9 protein-coding genes are annotated in these 12184 nt (G+C 70.4%); all 9 read right to left on the bottom strand.

Annotated features, from left to right (window positions below; all coding sequences use genetic code 11):
* Nucleotides 1-95: 95 nt before the first annotated feature.
* The 9 genes from ACFYVR_RS12965 to ACFYVR_RS12925 all read right to left on the bottom strand — a co-directional run bounded on the left by ACFYVR_RS12965 (nt 96) and on the right by ACFYVR_RS12925 (nt 12183).
* Entirely contained in the window at nt 96-1715 is a 1620-nt protein-coding gene (locus tag ACFYVR_RS12965; protein ID WP_387473464.1) for a copper resistance CopC/CopD family protein, read from the bottom strand.
* Nucleotides 1699-2451 (bottom strand): YcnI family protein, encoded by a 753-nt coding sequence (locus ACFYVR_RS12960; RefSeq protein WP_387473696.1) that lies wholly within the window; start codon nt 2449-2451, stop codon nt 1699-1701. The genes ACFYVR_RS12965 and ACFYVR_RS12960 overlap by 17 nt, the downstream gene beginning before the upstream one ends.
* Nucleotides 2452-2456: 5 nt before the next feature.
* Entirely contained in the window at nt 2457-3878 is a 1422-nt protein-coding gene (locus ACFYVR_RS12955; RefSeq protein WP_387473462.1) for an NAD(P)-binding domain-containing protein, read from the bottom strand.
* 227 nt (nt 3879-4105) lie between these two features.
* Complete coding sequence (locus ACFYVR_RS12950; protein WP_387473694.1) at nt 4106-4726, bottom strand: TauD/TfdA dioxygenase family protein; 621 nt, start codon at nt 4724-4726, stop codon at nt 4106-4108.
* A gap of 101 nt (nt 4727-4827) precedes the next feature.
* Nucleotides 4828-6117: an NtaA/DmoA family FMN-dependent monooxygenase gene (locus tag ACFYVR_RS12945; protein WP_387473460.1), complete on the bottom strand. Its 1290-nt coding sequence runs from the start codon at nt 6115-6117 to the stop codon at nt 4828-4830.
* Between the two features lie 26 nt (nt 6118-6143).
* Complete coding sequence (locus tag ACFYVR_RS12940) at nt 6144-7376, bottom strand: acyl-CoA dehydrogenase family protein (RefSeq protein WP_387473457.1); 1233 nt, start codon at nt 7374-7376, stop codon at nt 6144-6146.
* Nucleotides 7377-7400: 24 nt separating this feature from the next.
* Entirely contained in the window at nt 7401-8372 is a 972-nt protein-coding gene (locus tag ACFYVR_RS12935; RefSeq protein ID WP_387473455.1) for an LLM class flavin-dependent oxidoreductase, read from the bottom strand.
* A gap of 128 nt (nt 8373-8500) precedes the next feature.
* A complete protein-coding gene (locus tag ACFYVR_RS12930) occupies nt 8501-10285 on the bottom strand; it encodes an ABC transporter ATP-binding protein (RefSeq protein WP_387473453.1) in 1785 nt (594 codons plus the stop codon).
* Nucleotides 10282-12183, bottom strand: a complete 1902-nt coding sequence (locus ACFYVR_RS12925; protein ID WP_387473450.1) for an ABC transporter ATP-binding protein — start codon at nt 12181-12183, stop codon at nt 10282-10284. The genes ACFYVR_RS12930 and ACFYVR_RS12925 overlap by 4 nt, the downstream gene beginning before the upstream one ends.
* Nucleotide 12184: the final 1 nt, after the last annotated feature.

The raw sequence follows: 12184 nt of genomic DNA, 5'->3' as shown, positions 1-12184 counted from the left end.
ACCGGTGGCGCAGAGCCGATGAGGCGACCGGTGGCGCAGAGCCGATGAGGCGACCGGCCGCGCCGCGCACACGACGCGACGCGGCCACCAGCCGGCTAGAGGGCTTCGTACCCGAAGGAGGCGACCTTGGGTCCGTGGCTGCCGTCGAACCGCACGGTGACCTTCCACGCACCTGCCGCCGGCACGATGAGACCCTCGCTGCGCCAGGTGTACACGTCACCGTCGGGGCCGGACCTCGTCAGTTCGACCGGCATCCGGGCCACGTTCGCGGTGGCGGACGACAGCTCCACCGTGACGTCCGGGTCTTCGGCATCGGTGGCCGGGATTCGGAAGTGGACGGTCATGGTCCGGGGTCCGCGGCGAACCGAGTCGATCTGCACGTCCAGGACCTCCGACGCACCGAAGTCCAGCTCGGTCCGGACGTCCGTCGTGTAGCTCTCCTTGGCCGGCGTCACCGACGACAGCACCGATGTCACCGCGAGCACGGCGACCCCCAGAGCTGCCTCCGCGATCAGAATGCGCGAGCGTGTCTGCTGTCGGGGTGCGTCACCGGCCGCCCCGGCCGGTCGCTCCCGGTGCCGTCGGTACACGGTGGCACCTGCCGTCACGAGGAGCGCGACGAGCACCACCTTGAGGATCAGCACCAGCCCGTAGGGTGTGCGGATCAGTGCCCCGAACGGCCGGACCTGGACGACCGCCAGGATCACGCCCGCGAGGACGACGAGTACCACGTGACCGGTTGCGATCCGGTGCCACCGGCGCAGACCGGAGATCTCGTCGAGGACGAGAAGCAGCACGGCCACGCCGCCGAGCCACACCGCAGCGGCATACACGTGGATTGCGGTACCGACGAACGACAGTGGCCAGGTCTCCGTCGCGCCGCCGTGGCCACCGAGCGTGACGGCGGCGATTCCCGCGCCGGCCTGCGCGTATCCGACCGCGTTCGGGACCCGCCCGCGGCCGGGCGGGAACACGAGGACGAGGGCGCCGAGTACGGCAGCCACGACGAGAGCGACGCCCAGTCGACTGCCCAGAACCGTTGCCGCGGCCGACGCCGACACCGCATCGAGCCCGCCCGCCTGCTGCGCCACCTGCACCGTGAACCGGCCGAGCAGACCCACGACGAGCAGGGCCGCACCGACCCGGTACACGAGGCGGAACCGTCGACGGGACACCGTGTCCGGCCACACCCACCGTCCGGAGATCAGGAGTCCGGCCGACAGGACCAGGCCGAGGTAGACCGCCGTCTTGATCGGGTAGCCGAGGTACTGCTCGACGGCGGAGTCCGCGGTGCCGGCCTCGAGCGTCTCCCCGAACTGCGTGACCGAACCGACGGTGAAGCGGGTCGACAGCGACACCACGTGGGTGTCCGCGGAGATCACCCGTGCCGTCGCGAGGTACGCCTCGTCGGCCAGTTCGCCGTCGACCACCAGCACGATCCGACGGCCACCGTCCTCGAGCCGTTGCGCCGAGAACGCGTGCAGTCCCCCGGCGCTGTCGATCAGCTGGGCCGACCCCTCGACGAGGGTGACCGGCTCGTTGAGGTCGAAGGACAGTGTCGTCGGCGCGGTGTCGGCATGGGCGCCGTCCGTCGGTGTGGTGGCGACGACGGCGGCGTGCGCCGAGGCCGGCGCCGCCGCCCACACCGCCGTCGCGGCCACCACGAGCAGCAGCCAGAGGAACGCTCCGATCCGGGTCCTAGCTCGGGTCGCCATGACCTCGACGCAGGAGGGCGATCACCGCGCCGGTCGACCCCAGGGCGAGCAGGAGGGCGACCACGGCGATCGTCTGCCACAGCCATGCACTCGAGTCGTCGGTCGGTGCCGATGCCTCGGCGTGATCATCCGACTGCGATGTCCCGGCCGACGACGCACTCGCCGCTTCCGCGTGCCCGTCACCGTGACCGCTGCCGCCGGCCACCAGCGTCACGACGGGAGCCGGGTGCTCGGGTTCGGCACCTTCGTCCACCGCGACCTCGTTCCAGGACACCACGGATCCGTCGCTGTACGTCTGGTCGCTGGGCAGTGGGACCGAGTCGACGTTCTGCGGCCACGGGCCGGCGGACAGCGTGAACACGCCGAACTCCGACGCCTTCAGCCCGCTCGCGGGATCTGTCGCACGCCATGCGATCCGGGACACCCGCTCCCCGCTGCCGGACGGCTCACTCTCGATCGTCGCCGTCCACCCCGGTATCGGCTGGGTGCGGGCCGACGTCAGGTTCACGTCGTCGGGAATCGTGACGGTCACACCGACGGTCGACGCATCGTCGGACTCGGTGGGAACGATCAGGCGCACCACACCGTAACCGCCCTGCGACACCGGTTCACCGCTGTCGACGCGCACGTGCGCGGCCGCGGGTGAGGCGAGGCCCAGCGCCGCGAACCCGCCGAGCGCAGTGACCGCCGCGAGCCGCCGCACCCATCGAGCCGAGGTTCTTCTCGCGTTCGGCATCACGCTCACCGGCCCGCTCCGACCGCGACCGTGCGCGCCCGGTCCAGGTCGGCGAGGACCAGATCTCGCGTGATGGCGTCCACCAGGCGGGGAATGCCGACCCGGAGGCTGGGGATGTCGCCGACGGGGAGCCCGAAGCTGGTGCTGGCCCCGATGCTGAACACGTGGATGTCCGCAAGCCACGGCGCGGATCCCGGGACCTTCTCGGTGAATTCGTAGCCGGCACCGAGATACGGCGCCGAGCCGAGCAGGTCCGACTCGAGGCCCTCCGGTGGTGTGTACGCGTCGGACCAGCGCGCGATGTGCGGGGCGATCGCCGCCAGCTCCGGCCTGGTGGCCGGGTCCTGCTGGTATCCGGTACCGGCGATGACGAAGTCGAAGGTCCGGGCACCGTCGGCGGCATCGACGATCACCCGGCCGCGCCGCTGCGACGCCGACGTCCATTCGGCAGCGACGTGGAGGTGGTAGTTCGGGAACGCCGCGGCGCGCTCGACCGATTCGGGGGGAACGTTCGCGCCGCGCGCGGCCCACTCCCATCGCTGCCTCCAGCGCTCACCGTCGTCGACCAGGTGGAAGACGTCCTGCACCAGAGAATTCGGGCGCGCTCCGGCGATCGGAGCAACGACCAGCTCCGGGCGTCGCGTGTACACGTGCACCTCCGCTGCGCCCGCCTCGAGCGCAGTCGCGGCCGCGTCGAACGCGGACGAGGCGGCACCGAGGACGCCGACGGACTTGCCCCGCAGCGCCGCGAAATCGATCGCGTCCGCGGTGTGGGCGTACAGGTTCCGGGGCAGTGCCCTCACGACACGGGGGACGTTCGGCGTGCCGGTCCCCGAGACTCCGGTGGCGAGCACGACCTTGCGGGCGTCCTCCGTCCACGTCCGGTGCGCGTCGGCGAGGTGCAGCCGGATCCTGCCGGGCTCCACGGGCTCGACCCCGGTCACGCGGACGCCACGTCGCACCTCGACCCCGACCTGCCGCCGGAACCAGGTGAGGTAGTCCGCCCAGTCCGCCGTGGCGATCCGGTCGATCGCGTCGAAGGCCCCGGCCCCGTGGATGCTCTCGTACCAGGCCTGGAACGTCAGTGCCGGATTACCCAGTTCCGGACCGGAAATGGTCTTCGGTGTCCGCAGCGTGCGCATCCGTGCCCGCGCCCGCCAGGCCAGATCCGGCTCGCCGTCACCGGCGTCGAGGACGGTCACGTTGGACACACCCGCGCGCCGCAGCGCGTAGGCGGTCGTCACACCGCTCTGACCCCCGCCGACGATCGCGACGTCGTGCACGGCGTCGTCGAGCGGAGCGATCAGGTTGGCTCCGCCGTATCCCAGAAGGCGCAGGGACTCCTGGGCGGCGACGTCGTGGGCGGCCGTGCCGCTGCCCGTCCCACCGTCGAGAATGTGGGGTTTGCTGTTGTTGCGGTTCGTCATTGCGACCTGACCTCGTCGTTCCCTCGTGCGTGCGGCGATGAAGTGCCGTCGATGCCGGGCACGCGGATGCGACCCGGAAACGGCTGAGCACCAACGATGCTAGTGCCGAACACGGATCCGACAGAGGGTTCGGATCGCCGTGAAGGTTTCTCGAATGTTCATGAAACACACTGTTCTACAGTTTAATTCACTAGATCGACCACCGAGCGACCGGTTTCCTCCGTCCGTCAGAGTGCCTCGAACGGCTCACCCTCCAGAGCGACCGACGGACGCTCGTCCGGACCGACCGGCACGTCGCCGACCAGAGTGACGCGGTAGAGCCGGCGATCCTCGTCCGTCGTCAGGTCTCGCGGCGCCAGGTGAACCGTCGATCGGTTGTCCCAGAACGCCACCGACCCGGGTTCCCACCGGAATCTGACGGTGTACTCCGGTCGGACGAGTTCTTCGTAGAACAGTTCGAGGAGGCGCCGGCTCTCGTGCGGAGACACGCCGACAAGATGACTGGTGAATCCGGGATTGACGTACAACGCCCTTTCTCCGGTCTCCGGGTGGACCCGCACCACCGGGTGTTCGGTCAGCAGGGGACGTTCACTCACCCGCCGCAGGTAGTCGTCGGTGGGCTTGGATCCGGCACCCGGAGCGAATCGGTGCACCGCTCGCAACTTGTCGGCCAGCTCGCGCACCGGCTCGGACAGGCCCGCGTACGCGGCAACCGTGTTGGACCACTGCGTGTCGCCGCCGTAGGACGGCAGCGTCTCCGCACGCAGGATCGACGCCGCGGGCGGGTTCACCGCAGCGGTGACATCCGCATGCCATCCCGGTCGGTCGTATCCGGAACTCGACGAGATGCGCGCCTTGAATCGGTCCTTGAAGATCGGATAGATCGCGGGGTGGTTCGGATCGGCGATCGCGTCGAACAGTGGATGCGCGGGCGTCGGCGCACCACCGGCTATCGCGCCGGCTGGAGCAGCGGCAGGGGGACCCCGAACCGCTCGCGGAGGGTGGACTCCGTGTACTCGGAGGGGAACAGCCCTCGCCGACGCAGGATCGGGACGACGTGGTCGACGAAGTCGTCCAGTCCGGACGGAAGGGCATCGGGCATGAGGTTGAACCCGTCCGCCGCCTCGGCGCGGAACCACTCCTCGATGGTGTCGGCGACCTGCTCCGGCGTCCCGATCACCGCACGATGGCCACCACCACCGTTGAGCTCGCGAAGTAGTTGAGCGACGGTCAGATTGCGCTCCCGGGCCAGCCCGACCACGGACTCACGGAACCCGAGGGACCCGGCGAAGTTCGCCGGGTCGGGCGGGCCGTCGAGCAGTGCCGCGGGGACGGGCGCGTCCAGGTCGAGATCGTCGAGGGGCACCCCGAGTGTCAATTCGAGACGCTCCCAACCGAATCGGGGCGGCACGTGTGCGCGCAGCGATTCGTGCCGGGCGACGGCTTCCGCTTCGGTCGACCCGATCACGGTGATCAGGCCGGGAAGGATCTTGACGTGCTCCGGGTCCCGGCCCGCCGCCCGCGCCACGTCCTTGACATGCCGGTAGTGTCGACGACCCGCCTCCAGGGTCAGTTCGGCCGAGAACACTCCGTGCGCGGTGCGGCCGGCGAGCTCACGTCCGGCCGGCGATCCCCCGGCCTGGATGAACAGCGGCCGTCCCTGCACCGAGGGCGCCACCCGCAACCGGGCGTCGAGATCGAAGAACTCGCCGTGATGCGAGACCGACTGCCCGGTGACGGCGCTGTCCCACAACTCCTCGACGACGGCGACGAATTCCTCCGCCCGCCGGTATCGGTCGTCGCGACCGGGAATCCGGTCCAGGCCGAAGTTCGCGGCGACGGCCGGCGCGTACGTCGTCACGACGTTCCAGGCCACCCGGCCGGCGCTGATGTGGTCGAGAGACAGGAAGCGCTCCGCGAGGTCGTACGGATCGTTGAACGTCGTCGAAGCGGTGCCGATCAGTCCGATGTGCTCGGTTGCCGCCGCGACGGCCGCCAGGATCACCGTCGGTTCGAGTGCCCGCGTCGGCTTGACGCGGGGGTTCTCCCAGAATCCGGGGCCGTCCGCCAGGAAGAACCCGTCGAGGGTGCCCCGTTCCGCGATGCGGGCGACGTTCACGAAGTGGTCGAGATCGACGAACGAGTGCGCGTGTACGTCGTCACGCGTCCAGGCTCCGGGAGCTGTCCCCACGTCGAGCACGTTGACATTGAGGATCACCCGCCGCTGCGAATCACTCATCGGTACCTCCGTTTCTCGGGTGCAGCTCAGAAGAATCCGGTGTCGGGCAGCGGGGTGTCGTTGACCACGAGGTCGCCGATCACTCGCGCCTTGTACACGGTCGGGTTGTGCGAGAAGAGGGTTCGGAGGTTGCGCCAGTGTCGGTCGAAGTGGTTCGACTCCCGGGTCGCGGACGCGCCGCCGACCTCGAAGAGTCGTCCCGCGGCTCGCAGCGCCACCTCCTCGATCGCGATCTTCACCTTGGCGGCCGCCACCGCGGCGTCCTGCTCGAGCGCGGCGTCCACACCGGTCGTGCGGGCCGCGTCGGTCGCGACGTCCTGGGCTGCGGACGCGACACGGACCAGCGCTTCCGCGGCGTAGGCTGCGGCGGACAGGGTTCCGACGACCTCGAGCAGCTGCGGATCGTGCCGCGGCTCCTCCGCGCTCGCGAACACGAAGCTCCGCTTGCGCGAGCGCACCAACTCGGACGCGTCGGTCGTCACCGAACGCAGGACACCCGCCGCGATCGCGTGCAGGAACAGCTGTGGGAGCGCCTGCCGGGCACGGGTCCCGACGTCGGCGCCCCGGAAGAACGGGAGCGTCTCCTGCGGCCCGACCCGCACGTTGTGGAACACGGTGGTGCCGCTGCCGGTGTGCCGCTGCCCGATTCCGTCCCAGTCGTCCTTGTGCTCGACGCCCGCCCGGTCCACCGGGACGACCGCACTGAGCTGCTTGCCGTCCGGAAGATCGGCCGTGACCCGGACGTAGTCGGAGTAGAGCGAACCCGTGCTGTAGAACTTGACGCCGTTCAGCCGGTACCCGTCCCCCTCGGGGACGAGTGTCGTCTCGTAGCTGTAGGTCCCCACGGCGCGAGTGCCCAACTCCGAGTTCGCGCCACCGAACAGCTTGCCCGCCAGGATCTCCGGTAGCCATGCGGACTTCTGATCGGTCCGCGGCAGCCGGAACACCTCCTCGACGAATCCGTAGTGGACGCGCACGATGTGCGGGACGTCCGGGTCGGCCTCGGCGAGATCGATCACGAGATCGAACAACTGCTGGAGGGTGTAGCCACCACCGCCCAGCTCCCGGGGCACCCGGACCGCGCCGAGCCGGTGTCGGCGCACCAACTCGACCGCACGGTGCGGCCCTTCGGTACCGCCGGCGGCGCGGCGTGCCACCGCATCGACACGAATCTCCTCGATGATCGCGGCCAGCTCCGCCGAACCGGGCTGCGGTACGGCGGTGTCGGTCGGACGGATCTCGGGGGCAACTGTTGTCATTGTTCACTCCTGTCTTCGAATGGGTCAGGAAACCGAAAAGGCAAACCGAACACCGGGACTCGCCAGGTCGGGACTGGGCAGGCCCACGAGGTCGCGCAGGGTCACCCCGGGGCCCTCGGCTGCCGGACGCGCGATCGACGCGAGGACGTCCGGCCAGGTGTCGGAGGTGGCGCCGTGGACGAGGACGCCGTCGGACGACGTCAGGGTGCGGCGGTCGCCGATCCCGGTCTCCCACTGCACGTCGACGAGCAGCGCCTGCTCGCGTACCGGATCCGGGGCCGCCGCCCGGTAACGGCCGGCAGCGTCCTCGTCTCGGACCACCACCACGTCCGCGACGCGACGCGCCGCCTGCAGTTCCCGTTCGCCGCGCGGCGCCCAGAACACCGGCAACTGCGACTGCGGCGGCTCGACCACGTTCAACGGACCCGACACCCGGTAGGCGCCGTCGTGGTCGATGTAGGCGATGCGGTCGGATCGCGCGAACACACCGCGCTGCCGGTCGTCGACGATGCTGTCCGCCGGCCAGCTCCGCCACAGCGACCGTGCCACCGCGACGGCGTCCACGGCGGCCTCGAGCGGGTCTGCGCCGGTCCACACCGCCGCCGAGTGTGGGACGGCATCGTCGGCCGTTCCGACCAGCCAGCCCACCCGACCCCTCGATCCGTGGTCCAGCGACGCCAGCCGGCGCGCAACGTTGTAGGGGTGGTCCCGACCCGGGGCCGCGGTCACGACGAGGCCCGTGCGTCGCGTGTGCCGGGCCAGCACGGTGGCCGCGACGGTGGGATCGAGCGTCGACTCATCGGAGCCTTCGGCCACCAGTCGATCGCGTCCGATCAGCAGGAAGTCGATCCCCGCCGCGTCGACGCCACGACCGAACTCGGTGGCCGTCCCGGGCGTCCGCGGGTCGAGCAGGTCGGCGGCGAAGGCAGAATCCATTGCCAGGCCGACGATCGGATGTGGTGCCCTCGGATCGTTGTGGGCCGCATGTGCGTTCATGTCTGCTCCGTCCAGATGTCGGGCGAGGAACGTCTTCACGCTAGGTCGGCCCACCTCCTTGGTGAAGCGTTCCACTCGACTTGATTCCAAGGTGACGCCGACACCCGCCGCCGGACCGCGCACCCGGATCACAGGCTGTTCATCGACTCCCAGGCTGCGTGCAGCGCCGCATACCGGCCGCCTCGGGCGACGAGGTCGGCGTGCGAACCGCGCTCGACGAGTCTGCCCTCGTGGAACAGGACGACGGTGTCCGCCGTCTCCGCGGTGATCATCCGGTGGGCGATCGTGACGGTGGTGCGTCCCTTGGTCAGGCGCGTGAGGGCCTGCTGCACCCGGACGTCGGTGGCCGGGTCCACCCCGCTGGTGGCTTCGTCCAGCACCAGCAGATCCGGGTCGACCAGCGCCGTCCGCGCCAGCGCGACCAGCTGCCGCTCCCCGGCGGAGAGCGCCTCACCGCGGCTTCCTGCGAGAGTGTCGAGACCGTCGGGGAGGCCGTCCACCCATCCGCGCAGACCGAGGTCCGTGAGGACGTCCTCCACGTCGCGTCGGGTCGCGCCCGGACGTCCGAGCGCGATGTTGTCGGCGACGCTGCGATCGAACAGGAACGCGTCCTGGGGCACGATCGCGATCCGGCGCGCGAGCGAGGTGTCGGTGACGATCCGGGAGTCGACACCCCCGATCTCGATCACCCCGCCCGTCGGCGTCAACTGGCGTGTGACGAGTTTGGCGAACGTGGACTTGCCCGAACCGGTTTCGCCGACCACGGCGACGTGCTCGTGCGGCGCGATGGTCAGATCGAGGGGATGCAGCGCGAGAGTGCCCTGTGTGTACCCGAACTCGACGCCGCGCAGCCGGACCGAGATTCCGCCCTCGGGCAGCGGGATCCCGGCATCGTCCGTCACCACCGCCGCCGGCTCGGCGAGCAGGCCGAGCACCCGCCGCAGACCGGCCACCGCACTCTGAGACTCCCCGAGGATCGACACGGTGAACTGCAAGGGACGCACGAAGAACGTGATGAGGAACAGGAAGGCGACGAGTTGCCCGGCCGTCAGGTCGAGCCAGCCGATGTGTCCGGCTCCGGCGGCCGCGCCGACGAGCACCACGGTGGCCGTGATCAGGCCGCTCGCCGTCTCTCCGAGGGACATGTTGACGCTCAGGGGCCGCTGCGCGCGCAGCAGGGCGCGCTCGGTGTCGGTGATCAACGCGTCCACCCGGGCGTGGACGCGGTCCGTCGCTCCGTATGCGCGCGTGACCTCCACACCGTGCAGCATCTCCGAGACGCCGTCGTAGAGGTCCCCGACCGCGACCCGCACCTCACCGAAGCGCCGCGCGATCACCCGCTGCGCCACCCTCATCACGACCGCGGCCAGCAGCGACACCCCGATGACGACGAGGGCGAGCGGCCAGCTGTAGACGAGCATCACCGTCGCAGCCATCAGCATCTGCGCGAGGTTCGTGACGATGGTGACGCCGCCCGACTGGGTGAACTGCGAGACGGTGTCGACGTCACTGGTCACCCGCGCCACCAGCGAACCCCGCTTCGAGTCGTCCAGCGAGCCCGGTTCCAGGGCGAACACGTGCGCGAACGCTCGTTCCCGCAGATTCGCCAGTGCGGTCTCGGTGGTGCGGATCAACCGGCGGCAGACGAGCCACGACGACACCCCCGCGACGGCGACGGCGGCGGCACCGACCGTCACCGCCGTCGGCAGCACGTGTCCGGAGTCCCCGGACCGGTCGGCCAGGCCCCGGTCGAGCGCGAACTGAACCGTCAACGGGACCACGATGCGGCCACCCGCGCCCGCGACGGCCAGCAGGGCTGTCAGCCAGATTCCCGCGAACAGTCCTGGCGTGTAGGCGAATCCCGCACGCAGGGAGGCCGCCGAGGCCCGGACCCTGCCGACGGCGCCGGTCATCGCCCGCTCCCGGCCACGGGGTCCGGCAGCACCTCGTCGAGTGCCTCGGCGTAGGCCTCGACGATCGCGCTGTACCCGGCATTCCGCTCGACGAGATCGGCGTGGGTGCCGGTGTCCGCCACGGTCCCTCCGTCCAGGAGGATCACCTGGTCGGCGAGTACCACCGACGACTTCCGTGCCGCGGTCATCACGACGGTGCAGCGGCGTGCGGGCCCGCGTTCGGTGACGACATGCGCCCGGATGTTGTCGAGGACGTCCCGTTCGACTGCGGGATCGAGCGCACTGGTCGCGTCGTCGAGCACCAGGAGCAGGGGGTCCCCGGCGAGAGCGCGGGCGAGCGCGATCCGCTGCCGTTGCCCACCGCTGAGTGAGGCACCCAGCTTTCCGGCCCGGGCGTCCAGTCCGGCCGGGTCGCGGCGGACGAACCCGTCCGCCTCCGCGAGGCGGAGGGCGCGCCACACCGATTCGTCGTCGATGTCGCGTCCGACGGTGACGTTCTCGCGGATGGTGTCGTCAAACAGGAAGGCCTGCTGCGGCACCACGGCGACTCGCGACTCGACCTGCCCGGGAGCCAGTGTCCGCACATCCGTGCCGTCGTAACTCACGGTTCCGCTGTCCGGGTCGACGGTTCGCGCGAGGAGCCGTACGAGGGTCGACTTGCCCGACCCCGTCGCGCCCACGATCGCGACGACGGCGCCGGCGTCGACGGTCAGATCGACGGGACCGATCACCGACACCGACTCGGACGTGTCACCGTGGCGATAGGTCACGTCGTCCAGCCGCACCGCGATCGGTCTCCGTCCCGTGAGTTCGGCGGTGCCGGACCGCGCGTACTGCGTCGCCTCGATCACCCGCCCGGTGCGATGGTCGCCGACCACCGCGAGTGGAACGACGCCGAGGAATCGGCCGATGATGCTCAGCGGCATCGCCATCGTCAGGAACAGGTAGACCGTCTCGACCAGGGTGCCGACCGACAGTGCTCCCGACGACACCCGGCCCACACCCACCACGAGGACCACGAGAACCGTCGCGGTCGGCGCCAGCTCCACGAGTGGATCGAAAACGGCTCGGGCATCACCCATCCGCGTATTGCTGTCGCGGGATCGCCGAGACGCCCGCCGGAAACGTGCCGACTCGTCCGCGGCGACACCGAGTGTCCGGACCACCTGCTCGCCCTCGATCGCTTCGAACGCCACCGAGCTGACGTCGGCCCTCGCCCGCTGCGCCGCCCGGGCCCGAGGCGACATCACCCGCTGGAAACCCAGGTTCGCGGCGAGGATCACCACGACCAGCAGCGCCGCCACCAGCGCGAGGTACCGGTCGATCCGGACGATGTTCACCAGTGCCACGGCCAGCATGAAGACGCTGCCCGCCGCGAATGCGAAGAACTGCATCGGGAACCACTGCGCCTCGACGTCGGACACCGCATTGGACAGCAACTGTCCCGACGAGTGCCGGCGGTGCCAGCGGACGTCCAGTCGCGCGAACTGGCGCACCAGGGCACGGCGGGTGTTCGACTGCGCACCGAACTGCACCACGGCGGCCGCCAGCGAACGGGTGACGATCGTTGCGACCCGGAGCAGCGACACGCCGAGGATCAGGGCTGCGGCGGTCACCCAGACACCGACCGGGACGTCCTGTCCGTCGAACACCGGGAGGACGAGATGGTCTGTCGCCCAGCCGATCGCGACGGCGCTGAGCACCATCGTGGCCCCGTTCACCATCCCGGCCGCGAACGACAGCGGCGTCGCGACCGGGTGGGCCCGGCTGCCGCGCGCCATCACCCGGAGGCCGTCGCGCAGCACCGAGCGCGACCCCGCCGAATCGAGGTTGTCGCGGTCGTCAGGATCGTCGGGGTCGTCACGGTCGGGGGGACGGGGAACTGTGCGGAAAGTCATC

This window comes from Rhodococcus sp. NPDC003318 (assembly GCF_042879035.1).
Taxonomy (GTDB): domain Bacteria; phylum Actinomycetota; class Actinomycetes; order Mycobacteriales; family Mycobacteriaceae; genus Rhodococcus_G.
The sequence above is the reverse complement of the archived record's forward strand: the minus strand, read 5'-3'. Positions and strand labels throughout refer to the sequence as shown.